Raw genomic sequence first — 16,374 nt, 5'->3', positions numbered from 1 at the left:
AACAACGTAGTGCATTTGCTGCCGCCGTGGCCCTGTGCCGCGCGCTGCCTATTGTTTGTCGTATCCAGAGGTTAATCATGAATTTCAAGTACTCCCTGCTGGCAGGCGCCGTCCTGTCGGCCGTATCCGCCATTGCCTGCGCCGATGACGGTGAAGTAACCAAGGTCGTCGTGACCGCCAACCCTTTCCATAAAGGCGAAACGGAGCAAATCCTGCTGCCGGCTAAAGTGCTGTCCGGCGACGAACTGCGCGACAAGATGGCAAACTCGCTGGGCGAAACGCTGTCGTCCGAACTGGGCGTCTCTTCGTCGGCGTTTGGTGCGGGCGCTTCCCGCCCGATCATCCGCGGCCTGGAAGGGGCCCGCGTGAAGATGCTGGAAAACGGCATGGCGGTGTCCGACGTGTCGGGCCTGTCCAACGACCACGCGGTATCGGCTGAAGGTACGGTGGCGCACCAGATCGAGATCCTGCGCGGCCCGGCTTCCCTGATGTATGGTTCTGGCGCAATCGGCGGCCTGGTGAACGTGGTCAATGAACGCATTCCGCCAGCGCTGGAATCGAAGCTGACGGGCCAGGCGGAAACCCGTTACAGCACCGTGGACGATGGCACAGCTACGTCGGGTACCATCGATGGCGCCATCGGCAAGTTGGCGCTGCACCTGGATGCGAACACGCGCCAGACGGGCGATTACAAGATTCCGGACAACCGTATCGAAGGCGATCCCGACTCGGCATCCGGTCGCCTGCCGCATTCCGGCACCAAGGAAAAGGGCGCTGGCTTTGGCGGTTCTTACATCGATAGCTGGGGATATGTCGGCGCGTCCGTCTCCGGATTGGACAACAAGTACGGCATTCCGAGCGCGGAAGGTTCGACCATCGATCAGCACCAGACCCGTTACGACTTCGACAGCCTGTTCAAGAACCCGCTGCCAGGCATTGAGTCGGCCAAGTTCAAAGCCGGCTACACCGATTACCACCACGCCGAGCTGGGCGACGATGGCCAGCCGGAAGTGCTGTTCAAGAACCGCGCGGTCGAGACCCGCGCCGAAGCAGTGCACAAGGCGGTCAGCGGCTGGCACGGTACTTTCGGGATGCAGACCGAATTGACGCACTTCTCGGCCCTGAGCGCGGCAGGCGGGCCGGATACCGTGCCGGTTACCCGTTCGAATTCGACGGCGGGCTTCCTGGTCGAGGAAAAGGAATGGGGGCCGGTACGCGTCAACGCTGGCCTGCGCCTGGAGAAGATCAAGCGTGAACCCGTCAGTGGCCTGGACCGCTCGTTCTCGCTGCAAAGCGGCGCGCTGGGTGCCCTGTGGTCGTTCACGCCAGGCTATGCGACGGGCCTGACCCTGTCGCGCGCCCAACGCGCACCGTCGACGGAAGAACTGTATTCCGGCGGCCCGCATGACGCGACCATCACCTTCGACCAGGGCGACCCGAACCTGGCCAAGGAAACTTCGCGCAACATCGAATTCTCGCTGCAAAAAACCGCAGGCCTGATCCGCTGGAAAGCCAACCTGTTCCACAACAGCATTTCGGACTTCATTTACGGCCACGTGACCGGCCGCATGCTCGATGAAGAAGGCAATGAGGGCGGCGAGTTCCGCGAACGCCTGTTCAGCCAGGGCAATGCCACCGTGCGCGGCGCCGAAGCGGAAATCGAGTACAACCCGCTGGCCATGGGCCTGAACGGCCGCCTGTTCGCCGACACCTCGCATGGCGACCTCAAAGATAGCGGCAGCCTGCCGCTGCAACCTGCGTCACGCGTTGGCGCCACCGTCGGCTATCGCACCGCGAACTGGCGTGCAGGCGCTACCTGGATCCACGCGCAGTCGCAGGATCGCCTGGCCTCGTTCGAGTCGACGCCAACCGGTTCCTATAATCAGCTGAACGCCAACTTGTCGTACACGCAGAAATTGAAAGACATGGACCTGACCTGGTTTGTGCTGGCGAAGAACCTGCTGAATGACGAAATCCGTGTATCGACCTCGCTGTTGAAGGACGTTTCGCCATTGCCCGGCCGAAGCTTCGTATTTGGTGTGCGCGCCAAGTTCTGAGTTTGCGCAAAATCAAACGTAGCACGGAGTCGCTTCTTATACTTTAGATAACAATCCAGGGTATGGGAGGCGACGATGGGCAAACGTCTGGCAGACCGGGAGCGCATCTTCCGGTGGTTCCTTGGCCCCGCCCAGCGGGGCAATCCCTACGCCCAGTTCAACCTGGCGCTTCTTTACAAAAACGGACAGGGTGTCGAAACCGACGCGCGCCAGGCATTTAGCTGGATGCGCATGTCTGCGCTGCAGGGGCTGGCCTTCGCCCAGAACCAGCTTGGTGCGATGTACTACAAGGGCGTAGGCATCGGCAGCAGCGATGCCGAAGCAGTGTACTGGTTCCGGCGCGCCGCCCGCCAGGGGGATGCCGCCGCACAGCAAAACCTCGGGCAGATGTACCGGCGCGGGCGCGGCGTTCCCGTCAACGAAGAAATGGCTGCGCGCTGGTTCAGCCGCGCCGCCGAACAAGGCGTTAGCAGCGCCCAGGCGCTGCTTGGCGAGGCTTACCTGAACGGGCGCGGGGTGGCGCCGGACTGCAAGCTGGCGCAGGCCTGGCTGCGCAAGGCAGCGGTGCGCGGGGAAGTCCATGCACAATGCCTGTTGGGCAGCATGTTCGCCCACGGCACCGGTGTGCAGCGCGACACGGTGCAAGCCCTGATGTGGTACAGCCTGGCCGCGGAAAGCGGTTCGGCGCAGGCGCAGTTCAGCGCGGCCGTGCTTTACGCCAGCGGTGAAGGCGTGCAGCGCGACCTGGTGCAGGCAGTCCTTTGGTATCGCAGCGCAGCGGAAAAAGGCGATGCGGCGGCCCAGAACAATCTCGGCGTGTTGTACGCAACCGGGCAGGGCGTGACGCAGGACGATGCCGAAGCGCTGCGCTGGTACAAGCGCGCGGCAGCGCAAGGCCATGCGCTGGCGCGCCACAACCTCGCAGGCTTGCGCGGTGGCGCGGCAACTGCAGCGCTGCCCGATGAACATGCGCACGGCAATATTGATTTCGACGAAACGTTGCGGCCACGCCTCCATCTGCCGGAGGCGCGCAATAGCCCGCGCTGAAGCGGCTTAGCGTTGCGCGGTCAGGGGACGATCGGTGCCTGGCGCCAGCACCACGGTGGTATTCAGGCGTTCCAGTCCTGCCTGGGCATCGACATTTTCGATGCGCACGCTGTAGGTGCCGCGCGCCAGTGCGAAGTTGCCCAGGCTGCGCGAACGCAGGTTGGCCCATTTGCTGGCGACACACAGGGTGTTTACGGTACGCGAATGCACCAGCACATTGTCCGGCTTGTGCCGCACTTCCACCTTGAACGCCATCGGGCGCCCGAAACTGGCGCGGTCCTGCTTGGGAACCTTGGCCAGATCCGTGCTTTCGTCGCAGTCTTCCACGCGGCGATCACCGATGATCGACACTTCCTGCTTGCTTAGGGACTCGCCGGCAGGATTGCTCATTTCAAGCATCAGGGCGTAGCTCAGGTCCACGGGCACTTCGACATCTGCAGTGACGACAGTGCCTGCTTCGCCAAGCTTCATCTGGACGTCTTTCATAAGCGGAGGGAATTCACACAGCGCGACAGTTGCCATCGCCAAGCCGACAATGGGTTTCTGGCACAGGTTGTAGATGAATGGGCTCATGAATTCAATATAGACTACGCCCCTTGCGTTTGCATCCTGCGGTCGAGGAAAAGACTGTTGCCGTGTATCTTTTTGGCCTGTTTCTTGGCATCGGCCGCGCAGGCGGCGATCTGGTGGTGCGAGTAGTACTGCTGCGGTTCCACGCGGATCACGCCGACCGACAGGCTCATGAGCGAATAGAAGACTTTCTTGCCCTGACGGTCTTCGCTGATATACCCGCCACGCTCACGGTCTTCGTTGCTGTAAAAGTCGGCGATGGCGGTCGCGAAATCGTCAAGCACGGCGTGGCAGCGCTGCTCCCAGTCCTCGCTCTGGAACAGGATCACGAAGTCGTCGCCGCCGATATGGCCGACGAAATCGCGATTGCGGTCGCCATGCTTGGCCAGGATATGGCCGGTCAGCTGGATGACGTCGTCGCCTCGGCGGTAGCCGTAGACGTCGTTGAAGGGCTTGAAATGATCCAGGTCCACGTAGCAGACCCAGAATCGCGTGGAACTTTCCAGCAGGCGGTCGATATGCTCGTTGATTGGTACATTGCCCGGCAACTGCGTCAGCGGATTGGCGTAGCGCGCAGCGTTGATCTGCATCTGCGTGATTTCGCGCATCAGGTCATGGCCGGTGCCCATGCCGATATAGCTGCCGCCTTCCGTGATGATGAAGCCGTTGAACAGGTGGTGGGCATCCGATTCGGCCATGCGGCAGGACAGGTCCTGCAGGCTGGTGTCGACGTCGGCGATGATCGGTTTGGCATCCATGAAAAGAGTGCATGGTTTCTTGCCGTACAACTCGCGCTGATAAGGGCGAGCGAAGTGGTCGATCATTTCGAAGCGCGACACCAGGCCAAGCGGGCGGCCCGCGTCGACCACGGGGATGATCATCAGCTTGGGATCGGCCATGAAGATTTCATAGACGTCATTGTTGTTCATGGACGGCGGCACAGCGGCCACGTCGTGCAACAGCTTACGGATAGACACGGCGTTTCTCTCGGCAGCGCGTTGCGGATAGACCGCCACGCCATTGCGGCCCAGTACCTTGACTACCTCCGCCGGCAGGGCCCGTGCCGGTTGGATGTGGGGACGTCCCAGGTGGTAACCCTGGCCATATGCGATACCCAGATCTCGCAGCAGCAGCAGCTCCGGTGCTTTCTCGATACCCTCGGCGATGACCAGCGTGTTGGATTTGTCGGCAATCTCCTGGATCGAGCGCACGAACTGCAGCTTGACCGGGTCATGATCGATGCCCTGGATGAAGTGCATGTCGATCTTGACGAACTCGGGCCGCAACTCGGACCACAGGCGCAGGCTGGAAAAGCCTTCGCCCAGGTCGTCGATCGCGATCTGGAAACCCATTTTCCGGTAGTGCAGTACCGCCTCGCGCATCCGTTCATAATCGTAGGTCGGCTGGTTTTCGGTCAGCTCGATGATGACGTTGGCGGGATTGATGCCGAAATCGTGGATATAGCCGAGGGTTTCGCCCCGGCTGCCATCGTGCGGGCGCACCAGCGATTCTGGGCTGACGTTCAGGAACAGCTTGCCGGGCAGTTGCAGCTCGGCGAAGCGCTCCAGCACAATGCGGCGGCACAGGTATTCCACTTCCCGCGACAGGTTGTTGGCACGCGCCAGACGGAACAGGTTGAGCGGCGAATGCAGCGGGCTGTCCGACGGGCCGCGGATCAGGCCCTCGTAAGCAACGATCTCGCCGCTTTGCATGTGGACGATGGGCTGGAACAGGGCGTGCAACTGGCGGCGCTGGATGATGTCCAGCAGGTGCTGGCTAAGCAGATCGTCGGGCGGCGGACGCAGGTAGGTCACGTTGTTCGGGAGGGCGGCGGTTGAAGTGCTCACGATGGCGGGTCGCAGAATTGGCAACGTGATGATTCTGTATCGCAATTGTGACAGCATGATGAACGCCGGAAACACTTTTTGGCGTTACAATAAGCTTCCACGTCCTTGACTGAGAACGAATGCCGAGCCAGCTCTTGATCCGTTCCGCTGCATTGGCGGCGCTTTTTATCCCCGCCGTGGCCGCTGCGGCCGGCGGGATTACCGTGCACGTTGGCGATGCAAACGGAAAGCCGGTTGCCGACGCTGTGGTCTACCTCGAAGCAGACGGCGGCCAGCCGCTGCCCAAGCCGCAGAAGGATGGTGAAATCAGCCAGAAAGGCCTGAAGTTCATCCCCTTGGTCACGGTGATCCAGACCGGCAGCAAGATCTACTTTCCGAACAACGACAAGGTGCGGCACCATATCTACTCGTTTTCCGCGCCGCACAAATTCGACCAGAAGCTTTATTCAGGCACCACGGCCGACCCGCAAACCTTCGACAAGCCGGGCACCGTGGTCCTTGGTTGCAATATTCACGACAAGATGATTGCTTACGTGCGTATCGTCGACACGCCATATTTCGGCAAGACCGGTGCGAATGGCGATGTGACCGTTGATGCGCCGGCCGGCAAGTACCTGTTGAAGGCCTGGCATCCCGATATGGTCGGCGGCAATCCGCAGGAGCAGGCGGTGCGCCTGTCGGACGGCGCGGCCAGTGCCAGCTTCAAGTTTTCGCTGAAGCCACCATCAACCGATCCGGACACACCGGCTTACTGACACCATGCGATTCCGCAGCCTCGAAAGCCGTATCGTCACCTTGTTCCTCGTGCTGCTGATCGTGGTGCAGCTTGTAGGCCTGGTCGTGATCCAGCGCGGCATCGACAGCAATGCCCGGGGCGCGATCGCCTCCGAGCTGGTCAACGGCAGCAAGGTGTTTGCCCGCCTGATGGACCAGAATGCGCAGAACCTGCGCAATGGTGCGCGCCTGTTGTCGCGCGATGCCGGCTTCCTGTCCGCGATAGGCAATACGGACGATGACGACCGTGCCACCATCGAATCGGCGCTGGCCAACCATGGCCGCCGCATCAAGGCATCCATGACGATGCTGGTGAGCCCTGAGCGCAAGGTTGTCGCTTCGACCAGCGACGCGCAGGCAGCGGGGCTGGAGCACATGGTCATGGCCATGCTGGACAGGGCTGAACAGGGCGACGGCGCAAATGGCGTCGCCATCGTCGAACGGTTGCCCTACCAGGTCGTTGTGGTGCCGGTGAAGGCGCCGGTCACAATCGGCTTCGTGGTGATGACATTCCCGCTCGATGAGCGCCTGGCGCGGGACATGCAGGAAACCACCGCGCTGCAAACCCTCCTGCTGACGCGCGACCCGAACGGCCGCTGGTTGCCCGTTGCGTCCAGCCTGGCGCCGGCAGCCATTGAGCGCATCATGCAGCAACTGCAGGGCATGGGCGGCATGCCGGCGGACGCGTTCGACGTCGACATCGGCGGCGACAAGCTCAGTGTGCACATGACGAAGATCGGCGAGGACGATGGCAACGTCGCAGTGGCGATGCTGGGGCGTTCGATCGACGAGGCGACGGCCGAATATGCGCGCCTTGAGCGTTGGCTGCTCGGCTTGACTGCCGCTGGCATGGTGGTCTGCGTCGTCGCCAGCATATTGACGGCAAAGCGCATCGCACAGCCGCTGCGCCAGTTGGCCGATACGGCGAAGAAGCTGGAGCAGGGCGATTACAAGGTTGATATCGAGTCGTCGCGTGCCGACGAAATCGGGGAACTGGCGCATGCCTTTGGCAGCATGCGCGATGGTATTGCCAAACGCGAACAGGAAATCCGTCGCCTGGCGTACTGGGATCCGCTGACCAACCTGCCGAATCGCGCACAGTTCTTGCTGCTGTTGAATGAAGCGTTGGGCGAGGCGCGCAAGCGCGGTGGCTCGGTCTATGTCCTGATGATGGACCTGGACCGCTTCAAGCACGTGAATGACGTGATGGGCCATAGCTTTGGCGACGCTCTGTTGAAGCAGGTGGCAGGCCGGTTGCTGCAGAAGCTGGCCAACCGTCGCCACCCGGCTCAGGTGGCGCGCCTTGGCGGTGACGAGTTCGCGGTGCTGCTGCCTGGTTCAGACCTGGACCAGGCGGTGGTGGTGGCGGCCGAGATCCTGCAAGCACTTGAGTCGCCGCTGTCGCTGGACGAGCAGATGGTCGACATCGGCGCCGGCATCGGCATCGCAGGCTTCCCCGAAAACGGTGTGGATGGCGAAGAGTTGCTGAGCAAGTCGGAAATTGCCATGTACACCGCCAAGCAGCGCAACGAAGGTGCCGTGGTATATGAGGACGCGATCGACAAAGGCAGCCAGCAAAGCCTGTCGTTGCTGACGGAGTTGCGGCAAGCGGTGGAAAACAATGAGCTGCGCCTGTTTGTCCAGCCGAAGGTGACGCTCTCCACCGGCCATGTGGTAGGCATGGAGGCGTTGGTGCGCTGGCAGCATCCCGTGCGTGGCAATGTATTCCCCGACCAGTTCATTCCGTTTGCAGAGCAGACCGGCTTTATCCGTGTGATTACGCATTGGGTGCTGGAGCGTTCAGCGGAGTTGTGCCATCAACTGGCACTGCGCGGAATCCACCTGAAGGTCTCGGTCAACCTCTCCACGCGCGACCTGCTGGACCAGGAATTGCCCTTCAAATTCGGCGAAATTTTCATGCGCCACCATGTTTCGCCCGGTGCGTTCTGCCTGGAGATCACGGAAAGCGCGATCATGGACGACCCGGTGCGCGCCCAGCAGACGCTGGAACGGTTGCATGGCATGGGCTGCGATCTTTCGATTGACGATTTCGGCACAGGGTATTCCTCGCTGGCCTACCTGAAACGGCTGCCGGTGGATGAATTGAAAATCGATAAATCGTTTGTACTGAATATGGCGAACGACGTGGGTGACGCCAAGATCGTGCGGTCCACCATAGACCTTGGCCACAACATGGGACTGCGCGTCGTGGCGGAAGGCATTGAGAGCGAAGCGGCCTGGAACATCCTGGCTGAGATGGGATGCGACCAGGGCCAGGGCTATTTCATGAGCCGCCCGATACCGGCCGACCAGTTGGCAAGCTGGGTCGAGAATTGGAAAGCATCGGCCTTGGCCGAATAATAGCTGGCGCCGTCGCCTTCGGAGAGTTACTTATTTGCTAAAGTTCAAGTTATGATCGCTGCCGCATCATAACTACTCTACGGACGACAAATGCCATTCAAGCGCGCCACCCTTGCACTCTCCCTGATCGCCGCATTCTCCGCACAAGCCCTGGCCCAGACCTGCCCGGCAGGCTCCCCGGTGGTGACTTACCCAGCTTCCAAGAAGGTCGACCAGCAGGACAACTACCACGGCACCTTGGTAGCCGACCCATACCGATGGCTGGAGGATGCCAACAGCGACGAGACCAAGGCCTGGGTGCTGGAGCAGAACAAGGTGACGCAAGCCTGGCTGGCACAGATTCCCGAGCGCGAGGCGATCAAGGCGCGCCTGACCAAGCTGTGGAATTACGAGCGTTATGGCGTGCCATCGAAGAAGGGCGGCCGCTATTTCTACAGCCGCAACGACGGCCTGCAGAACCAATCAGTGCTGTACACGGCCAGGAACTTGTCCGAAACCCCGCGCGTGCTGCTCGACCCGAATACCCTGGCCGCCGACGGCACCGTGGCGCTGGCCGGCACCTCAGTGAGCCCGAACGGCAAGTTCCTGGCATACAGCACCGCCGCTTCCGGCTCCGATTGGAATGAGATCAAGGTGCGCGATATCGCGACCGGCAAGGACCTGGCCGACCATATCAAGTGGGTCAAGTTCTCCAACACCGCCTGGGCGGCAGACGGTTCCGGCTTCTACTACAGCCGTTACGACGAGCCGACCGAAGAAAGCAAGCTGGCCGGCGTGAATTACTTCCAGAAGGTCTTCTTCCACAAACTGGGCACCGAACAGAGCGCCGACGCGCTGGTCTACCACCGCCCGGACCAGAAGGAATGGGGCTTCGGCGCTGAAGTGACCGACGACGGCCGCTACCTGGTGATCAACGGCTCGCACGGCACCGAGGCCAAGAACCGCGTCTTCATCAAGGACTTGAAGGCGAAGGATGCGCAAGTGGTGGGGCTGCTGGAAGCGTTCGACGCATCCTACAACTTCATCGACAATGACGGCCCGCTGTTCTACTTCATGACCGACAAGAATGCGCCGCGTTCGCGCGTGATCGCCATCGATATCCGCAAGCCGGGAATCGAGAACTGGAAGGAAATCGTTCCGGAAGCGCAGCAGACGCTGACTGGCGCCAGCATCGTCAACAGGCAACTGGTACTGAACTACTTGAGCGATGCGCATAGTGCCGTCAAAATATTCGACCTGAAAGGCAAGGCAGTGCGCGACATCGCGCTGCCAGGCCTCGGTACCGCAGCTGGATTCGGCGGCAAGGCGTCCGATGCGGAGACCTTCTACTCCTACACCAGCTTCACCACTCCGACCACGATTTACCGCCTGGACCTGAAGAGCGGCAAATCCAGCATCTATCGCCAGCCAAAGGTCGACTTCGACCCGAATGCTTTCGACACGCGCCAGGAATTCTTCACCAGCAAAGACGGCACCAAAGTTCCGATGTTCATCGTGTCCAAAAAAGGTCTGAAGCTGGATGGCAGCAACCCAACCTACCTGTATGGCTATGGGGGCTTTAACATTTCGCTGACCCCGAGCTTCTCCGTTTCCAACCTGGCCTGGGTGGAAATGGGTGGCGTGTACGTGGTGGCCAACCTGCGTGGCGGCGGCGAGTATGGTGAAGCCTGGCACAAGGCCGGTACCAAATTGCAGAAGCAGAACGTGTTCGATGACTTCATCGGCGCAGCCGAATGGCTGGTGGCGAACAAGGTGACCTCGCCGGCCAAGCTGTCGATTGGCGGCGGCTCGAATGGCGGCCTGCTGGTCGGAGCGGCAATGACCCAGCGCCCGGACCTGTTCGGCGCTGCGTTGCCAGCGGTAGGCGTGATGGACATGCTGCGCTTCCAGAAGTTCACCATCGGCTGGGCATGGGCCTCGGACTACGGTTCCTCGGACAACGCGGATGAATTCAAGGCCCTGGTCAAGTACTCCCCGCTGCATAACCTGAAACAGGGCGGCTGCTACCCGGCCACCATGGTGATGACAGCAGACCACGATGACCGCGTTGTGCCCGCCCACAGCTTCAAGTTCGTCGCGGCTGCGCAAGCCGCGCAGGCCGGCGCAGCGCCGATCCTGATCCGCATCGATTCCAAGGCGGGCCATGGCGCCGGCAAGCCGACCACGAAGCAGATCGAGGAAGTGGCGGACCGCTGGGGCTTCCTGACCCGTGCGCTGGACATGCATCCAACGGTATCGGCAACCACCGCCGGCGGCCAGTAAGCGATGCGCGCGCTCCTGCTGCTGTGGACAGCCTTGCTTGCGCCGGCCACGGCGGCGGAAGCGTCCAAGACCTTCGCCGAGCAGACCCAGTCGCTCGCCGCGCAGCCAGGCTTCATTGAAGTCTGGCGCGATGCGGCGAAGGGCAGGGTACTGCTCGCGGTGCGTGAGTTGGACCAGCCCTTCCTGCTGGTTTCATCGCTACCCTATGCGCTAGGATCAAATGACGTAGGCCTTGACCGCGCACAGCCGGGCAGCCCGAAGCTGGTGCGCTTCCAAAAGTTCGGCGACCGCCTGTTGCTGGTCCAGGAGAACACCCGCTTTGTCGCGCGCTCGGCCGACGCCGACGAGCGCAATGCCGTCGCTGAGTCCTTTGCTGGCGCCGTGCTGTGGTCGGGCGACATCCTGGCCAGCGATGGGCCGCGCTGCCTGGTCGATTTCTCCAGCTTCCTGCTGGCCGACCAGCACGGTGTGGTGCAGCGGCTGGATGAAACCAAGCAGGGTGCGTACCGGGTAGATGAAAAGCGCAGCGCTGTGCTGGCATCGGAAGCCAAGGCCTTCCCGGATAACGTCGAACTGGAATCCTTGCTGACCTTTGCCGGCGCGGGCGCGGGCGAATTCGTGAAACAAGTGGCGGCCGACCCGACCAGCCTGTCGATGCGCCAGCATATTTCCATGGTGCGGCTGCCCGATGGCGGATACAAGCCGCGCCGCTACCATCCATTCTCTGGCGGCTTCGACGCCGGCTATTACGACTTCGCCACGCCACTGGCCAGCAGCCTCGACGTGCGCTGGCAGGTGCGCCACCGGCTGGAAAAAGGCGGCAAGCCGATTGTCTACTACCTTGACCGTGGCGCCCCGGAGCCGGTGCGCTCGGCACTGCTGGAAGGTGCGCGCTGGTGGACCAGCGCTTTCGAAAAAGCGGGCTTCAAAGATGGCTTCCGCGTCGAATTGATGCCGGAAGGGGCCGATCCGGCCGACGTGCGCTACAACGTGATCACCTGGGTGCACCGCGCCACGCGTGGCTGGTCGTATGGGAACGCGATTACCGACCCGCGCACGGGCCAGATCATTCGCGGCGCCGTGACGCTGGGTTCCCAGCGCGTGCGCCAGGACATCCTGATTGCCGAAGCCTTGCTGGCGCCTTATGGCAAGTCTGTCCCGGCCGATCGCCGGAAGCTAGCGGAGCAGATGGCGTTGGCACGCCTGCGGCAACTGGCGGCCCATGAAGTCGGCCATACCCTCGGTTTCTCGCACAATTTCGCCGCCAGCCGGCAAGGCAATGGCTCTGTAATGGATTATCCGCATCCGGTATTGAAGCTCGGTGCGGATGGTGCAATCGACCTGCAGGATGCCTATGGCGTTGGCGTTGGCGCTTGGGACGATTACGTTGTGAAGCACATTTACGGCGAGTTTGGCGGCCCCGAGTCCGAGGCCGCCGCGCTGGCCAAACTGCGCAGCGATGCCCGCGCTGCCGGTTTGCAGTATGTCTCCGACGAGGATGCGCGCGCACCCGGCGCATCGCATCCTAACGGCCTGTTGTGGGACTTTGGCCCTGACACTCTGAAAACCTGGGACCAGTTAGGCGTCATCAGAACCCGCGCGCTGAACAGCTTCTCGCTTGACGTCCTGCCTGACGAACGCCAGGCGGGCGAGCTGGAGGCGCGCCTGGTGCCGGTGTACTTGCTGCAGCGCTACCAGGGCGAGGCTGTAGCCCGCCTGCTGGCTGGCGGCGAATATGAATCCGCCACGAGTGCGGATATTCGTGCCGGCCGTGCTGCCGCTGGCATCAAGGTCACTCCCGCATCGACCCAGCGCGCGGCATTGGCGCGTCTGGCCGAGACGCTGCGCGCCGAGTATCTGGCCTTGCCGGCTGGCGTCCTTGACCAATTGTCCCCGCCATCGACAGGATATGAACGCAGCAAAGAGTATTTCGGTACCCGCATGAACGCCGTCTTCGACGCGCTGTCCGCCGCTGAATCGGGCGCAGCGCAGACAGCCAGCTTCCTGTTCGATCCTGGCCGGCTGAACCGCCTGTACTGGCAGCACGCCCGCGACGCTGCACTGCCTGGCGCTGACGAAGTGGTCGAAGCGGCTTTGGCCCGAGGTTGGAAGCGCGGTGCCGTTCCAGGCAATGTGGCGGGTGGCGAGGCAGTCCAACTGGCTGCCAACTGGGTTGTGTTGGACGCGTTGCTGCAGGCGCTGGATGGCGGCAAACTGCACGCCAACGTCGACGCCGATCTGCGTCAGCAACTGCGTGGCTTCGCCGGCTGGTTAAAGGCAAACCCCGGCAAGGGCACGACAGGGGCCAGCCGCGCCCAGGCTGCCGACCACGTATTGCGCTACCTGGCCGATCCGCGCAGCGTCAAACTGCGCGCCTTGCCCGCGATCCCGCCCGGGGCGCCAATTTGAGTAGCAGGGGCTCCAAATATTGACTTGCCGGACACGGCCCCTTTGCGGCAAACTGGGTAAATTAGAAATTAATCAACCCGGCTGCAATGAGGCCCAGTTCTCTACTAATCTTCAATCGACTGGGACTCGCGATACTCACCGCAGTGCCCCTGTCCTCGCTGGCGTCACCGGCCCAAATGGCCAATGAATCGAAAGAAAAGGCTTGCAAGGCTTTGATCTCGCTTGCCAAGGCGAGGCACCTTGCCGTCAAATCCCCTGGTGAGTACCGTTGCGAATCAGTCGAGGATTTTGTGAACCGGGCCTATTTTGTGATCGGCCTGAAATTCTGGGCGGTTGATGTGCCCAAGGGTTTTGACGGCAGTAATCTGGTTGGCTGGTATGCCGTCAGGAAGTCGGACGACACCGTTTATGAGCTCAACGTTGCGGACTGGAAGACTGGAAGTCGAATCGATGTTCGGAATTAGGCGACGACGACTGAAGATAGGGGCGAAACCACCCGTATGGGGTAGCTGATGTCAATGAATACTCTCTTAGGGAAGGCGCTGGATCGCGTGTTCCTCGAAGCCCCTCTAGTTGCTACATTCGAAAAGCAGAAAGGAAGCGGGCATCATCTGCGAAGATATTTTCACGCGGGCGAGAACACGCAGCGCGAAATCGTCTTCTACCGAGATAAATGGTGGACCGCAAATGGCGGGACCTTGTATGCGGAGCTCTGTTGCCTCGTCCCTGAAGTCCAGCATGCGGTTCACGGTATGGCGCAATCCCTCTTGAGCCCGGACTACAACATTCCTTCAAACCACTTCCAGTATGTATTGATGGAACTCGAGCCGAAGCGTAGTTGGGAGCTGCATTCACCTGAAGATGTAGCGGTATTTGAGCGAGAAATCGGGGATTGGCTCCGGACGATTGCGCTGCCATGGTTGAACCAATTCGAATCGCGCGATGGCGTCATTCGATTCCTTCAATCGAAGCGGCAATTCGTGACGCTCGCGACTTACCTTGCATCGCTAGGCGACGGCAACGGTGCGTCACAGGCTGTCGCGACGTGGCTCGAAGGATTGCCTCGGCGAATAGAGAACAGTCTCGGAAGACTTGCCGGAAAAGGTTTGATTTCGCCGGACGATGCAGCCTATTTGACGAAAGCGTCCATCCAGATTGAAGAAGATTACAAACAGCAGGTGTTCGAGTGGCTCGGGCACCGCACATTCCAGGAGTATTAATGCGCAACTTGACGTTTTTGGTCTGCTGCTCGCCTCTGCAAGCAGTTCCAGTGCGCCTTCGGCTTCTGAATGCGGCCGAAAAAGACTATACGCCGGCGAGAATTGACCTTGCAACCATCGAGAAATTGCTCACACCCGAGGAAGAGGCCCGCGGCCGCACGCTTGCTTCGACTCTCGTGATGAAATCGGACTATCGACATGAACGACACCAGAAAGCCAAGCCCTGAAGAATGGACTGTGATCGGCCATGCACCGGTCGACGCCGGTTGCCTGATGCTGATAGATCCCTGCTATCTAAGGGACAGCCTTTTTGCCGGCAATGAACAAATCGAGTCCTGGTATGACGATGCGGTTGTCGACAACGCGGAGGAGACGCATTGGCCCATTAAACATGTGGACCAACGGCTCGGCCATATCGTCAGCACGGGCTACGGTGACGGGTTCTATCCAATTGAGGCCCGCTTCAATTCGGAAGGCCTCATCGCCGAAGTCCGCATCCGCTTCATCGAGGAAGAGTAAATCTTTTGCGTGTTCACGAATTTGCAGAAAGTTATGAATACTCGCCGCGTTAGTCTGTCCTTTGCCATTCTGCTGGGAATATCCTGCATGTTGGCACGAGCCGATGAATCACTCCGCCCGCCCGAGAAAGTCACTACGTGCTCTCGGTCCCGGGCAGTTTGCGTGGACTCGGAGCCGACGACAAATCGGACCAACGTTCGCAAGCAAGGCAGTTCAACCGTCTGGACCATGACTGGCTGGCACCACAAGCAATTTCCAATGAAATGAGCCTTATTCGTTACATGCGCCGGAACGAGGATGCGAAGTTCGCCATCAGTGCAAGTGCGTTGGCTGAAACTGGCGGCTCTATTGAAGTAGTCGTGACTGACGCGAAGCCATTTGGTGAAGTACGCGGCAAGATCCGCACCGCGACCGTCACGCCTATCGCAACTTCGCCGCTGCCAAGGGGCTTGCTTCGGATGATCGAGAACCACGCCCTTCAGTCGGGTATCCTGCAAATGTCGGAGGACGAGCCGGATGACGAGGAGTACATGATGATGGACGGCATCCACTACTTCCTCGAAGTCTGCTTGCTTGACCGGCACAAGATGGTGCGCCGGTTTAATTGGTCCGAGCGTTCATTTTCTACGCTGTTCAATGCTGTTATCAGTTACGGAATTTGCGATCCTGCACTGCGCGAGATGGCGATGAGGTTCCGCTGCCATCCTCGGCAAAGTGATGCGAAGCCATGCTAACATTTGCAAATTGTTCAATTGATAGCGTTTTCGGGTATGGATGGAATTCGGATCACCACAGATGTAAGTGAGCTCGATACTGGGCTCGTTCACCGCTTCCTTTCGGAGCAAAGCAGCTGGGCCAAGGGTATTTCCCGGGACTTGGTCGAACGCTCGATCGCCAACTCGCTTTGTTTTGGGGGATTTCTCGGCAGGGACCAAATCGCATTTGCACGGGTGATTTCAGACTACACAACGTTCGCTAACCTGGTGGATGTATTTGTCCTGCCCGACCATCGCGGCAAAGGCTATAGCAAAGCGTTGATGGCAGCAGTCTTCGCGCATCCAGAGCTTCAAGGCCTGCGACGATTCACGCTTGCCACTGGTGACGCGCATGGACTGTATGCACAATTCGGATTTACTGCGCCGCTGTACCCGCAATCTCTGATGGAAAAGTACTTCCCTGGCTTGTATCAAGCGAAGGCTCGGAAATTTTCAAGCTAGTTGTCGCCTAATTTGATAGTTCAAGCTGCTTTTTTCAATGTGTGCTGGTCTACCTCCATGCTGTTCAAAGAATGTCCATTCTCAGGGTTCA

General features: G+C 60.4%; 14 protein-coding genes. 12 read left to right on the top strand and 2 right to left on the bottom strand.

Translation table 11 applies throughout. The features are described from left to right. The first annotated feature begins 77 nt into the window (after positions 1 to 77). Together ASD58_RS17100 and ASD58_RS17095 are read left to right on the top strand one after the other, a co-directional pair. Positions 78 to 2,057, top strand: a complete 1,980-nt coding sequence (locus tag ASD58_RS17100) for a TonB-dependent receptor (protein ID WP_057262381.1) — start codon at positions 78 to 80, stop codon at positions 2,055 to 2,057. A 75-nt stretch (positions 2,058 to 2,132) separates the two neighbouring features. Continuing rightward, positions 2,133 to 3,104 carry a tetratricopeptide repeat protein gene (locus tag ASD58_RS17095; RefSeq protein ID WP_057262380.1) on the top strand — a complete coding sequence of 324 codons (972 nt, stop codon included), beginning with the start codon at positions 2,133 to 2,135 and terminating at the stop codon, positions 3,102 to 3,104. A 6-nt stretch (positions 3,105 to 3,110) separates the two neighbouring features. Here the strand turns inward: ASD58_RS17095 and ASD58_RS17090 are convergent, their stop codons facing one another. Together ASD58_RS17090 and ASD58_RS17085 are read right to left on the bottom strand one after the other, a co-directional pair. Continuing rightward, complete coding sequence (locus ASD58_RS17090; protein WP_057262379.1) at positions 3,111 to 3,677, bottom strand: DUF5625 family protein; 567 nt, start codon at positions 3,675 to 3,677, stop codon at positions 3,111 to 3,113. 14 nt (positions 3,678 to 3,691) lie between these two features. Then, positions 3,692 to 5,578 (bottom strand): GGDEF domain-containing protein, encoded by a 1,887-nt coding sequence (locus ASD58_RS17085; RefSeq protein WP_082565486.1) that lies wholly within the window; start codon positions 5,576 to 5,578, stop codon positions 3,692 to 3,694. A gap of 62 nt (positions 5,579 to 5,640) precedes the next feature. Here ASD58_RS17085 and ASD58_RS17080 point away from each other — a divergent pair, with 62 nt between their 5' ends. The 10 genes from ASD58_RS17080 to ASD58_RS17040 all read left to right on the top strand — a co-directional run bounded on the left by ASD58_RS17080 (position 5,641) and on the right by ASD58_RS17040 (position 16,283). Next, on the top strand, positions 5,641 to 6,276 hold the full coding sequence (locus ASD58_RS17080; RefSeq protein ID WP_057262378.1) for a methylamine utilization protein: 636 nt from the start codon (positions 5,641 to 5,643) through the stop codon (positions 6,274 to 6,276). A gap of 4 nt (positions 6,277 to 6,280) precedes the next feature. Next, on the top strand, positions 6,281 to 8,656 hold the full coding sequence (locus ASD58_RS17075; protein ID WP_057262377.1) for an EAL domain-containing protein: 2,376 nt from the start codon (positions 6,281 to 6,283) through the stop codon (positions 8,654 to 8,656). 90 nt (positions 8,657 to 8,746) lie between these two features. Then, entirely contained in the window at positions 8,747 to 10,918 is a 2,172-nt protein-coding gene (locus tag ASD58_RS17070) for a prolyl oligopeptidase family protein (RefSeq protein ID WP_082565481.1), read from the top strand. A gap of 3 nt (positions 10,919 to 10,921) precedes the next feature. Beyond that, on the top strand, positions 10,922 to 13,327 hold the full coding sequence (locus tag ASD58_RS17065) for a zinc-dependent metalloprotease (protein ID WP_057262376.1): 2,406 nt from the start codon (positions 10,922 to 10,924) through the stop codon (positions 13,325 to 13,327). Between the two features lie 176 nt (positions 13,328 to 13,503). Beyond that, a complete protein-coding gene (locus ASD58_RS17060) occupies positions 13,504 to 13,791 on the top strand; it encodes a hypothetical protein (RefSeq protein WP_057262375.1) in 288 nt (95 codons plus the stop codon). Positions 13,792 to 13,845: 54 nt separating this feature from the next. Further along, positions 13,846 to 14,547, top strand: coding sequence for a hypothetical protein (locus ASD58_RS17055; RefSeq protein WP_156401331.1), 702 nt, complete (start codon positions 13,846 to 13,848; stop codon positions 14,545 to 14,547). Next, positions 14,547 to 14,774 carry a hypothetical protein gene (locus ASD58_RS31670; protein WP_162253030.1) on the top strand — a complete coding sequence of 76 codons (228 nt, stop codon included), beginning with the start codon at positions 14,547 to 14,549 and terminating at the stop codon, positions 14,772 to 14,774. Before ASD58_RS17055 ends, ASD58_RS31670 begins: the two co-directional genes overlap by 1 nt. Next, positions 14,746 to 15,066: a hypothetical protein gene (locus ASD58_RS17050; protein WP_057262373.1), complete on the top strand. Its 321-nt coding sequence runs from the start codon at positions 14,746 to 14,748 to the stop codon at positions 15,064 to 15,066. The genes ASD58_RS31670 and ASD58_RS17050 overlap by 29 nt, the downstream gene beginning before the upstream one ends. 137 nt (positions 15,067 to 15,203) lie before the next feature. Further along, positions 15,204 to 15,800: a hypothetical protein gene (locus tag ASD58_RS17045; RefSeq protein WP_156401330.1), complete on the top strand. Its 597-nt coding sequence runs from the start codon at positions 15,204 to 15,206 to the stop codon at positions 15,798 to 15,800. 3 nt (positions 15,801 to 15,803) lie between these two features. After that, positions 15,804 to 16,283 carry a GNAT family N-acetyltransferase gene (locus ASD58_RS17040; RefSeq protein ID WP_307177694.1) on the top strand — a complete coding sequence of 160 codons (480 nt, stop codon included), beginning with the start codon at positions 15,804 to 15,806 and terminating at the stop codon, positions 16,281 to 16,283. Positions 16,284 to 16,374: the final 91 nt, after the last annotated feature.

The sequence above is a fragment of the Duganella sp. Root1480D1 genome, assembly GCF_001427305.1.
In the GTDB taxonomy this organism is placed as follows: domain Bacteria; phylum Pseudomonadota; class Gammaproteobacteria; order Burkholderiales; family Burkholderiaceae_D; genus Rugamonas.
The sequence above is the reverse complement of the archived record's forward strand: the minus strand, read 5'-3'. Positions and strand labels throughout refer to the sequence as shown.

Bases quoted from the DNA above. Each gene is read 5' to 3' on its own strand.
- ASD58_RS17100 (WP_057262381.1), top strand. From the start codon at position 78: ATGAATTTCAAGTACTCCCTGCTGGCAGGCGCCGTCCTGTCGGCCGTA.
- ASD58_RS17095 (WP_057262380.1), top strand. From the start codon at position 2,133: ATGGGCAAACGTCTGGCAGACCGGGAGCGCATCTTCCGGTGGTTCCTT.
- ASD58_RS17090 (WP_057262379.1), bottom strand. From the start codon at position 3,677: ATGAGCCCATTCATCTACAACCTGTGCCAGAAACCCATTGTCGGCTTG.
- ASD58_RS17085 (WP_082565486.1), bottom strand. From the start codon at position 5,578: ATGCTGTCACAATTGCGATACAGAATCATCACGTTGCCAATTCTGCGA.
- ASD58_RS17080 (WP_057262378.1), top strand. From the start codon at position 5,641: ATGCCGAGCCAGCTCTTGATCCGTTCCGCTGCATTGGCGGCGCTTTTT.
- ASD58_RS17075 (WP_057262377.1), top strand. From the start codon at position 6,281: ATGCGATTCCGCAGCCTCGAAAGCCGTATCGTCACCTTGTTCCTCGTG.
- ASD58_RS17070 (WP_082565481.1), top strand. From the start codon at position 8,747: ATGCCATTCAAGCGCGCCACCCTTGCACTCTCCCTGATCGCCGCATTC.
- ASD58_RS17065 (WP_057262376.1), top strand. From the start codon at position 10,922: ATGCGCGCGCTCCTGCTGCTGTGGACAGCCTTGCTTGCGCCGGCCACG.
- ASD58_RS17060 (WP_057262375.1), top strand. From the start codon at position 13,504: ATGGCCAATGAATCGAAAGAAAAGGCTTGCAAGGCTTTGATCTCGCTT.
- ASD58_RS17055 (WP_156401331.1), top strand. From the start codon at position 13,846: ATGAATACTCTCTTAGGGAAGGCGCTGGATCGCGTGTTCCTCGAAGCC.
- ASD58_RS31670 (WP_162253030.1), top strand. From the start codon at position 14,547: ATGCGCAACTTGACGTTTTTGGTCTGCTGCTCGCCTCTGCAAGCAGTT.
- ASD58_RS17050 (WP_057262373.1), top strand. From the start codon at position 14,746: ATGAACGACACCAGAAAGCCAAGCCCTGAAGAATGGACTGTGATCGGC.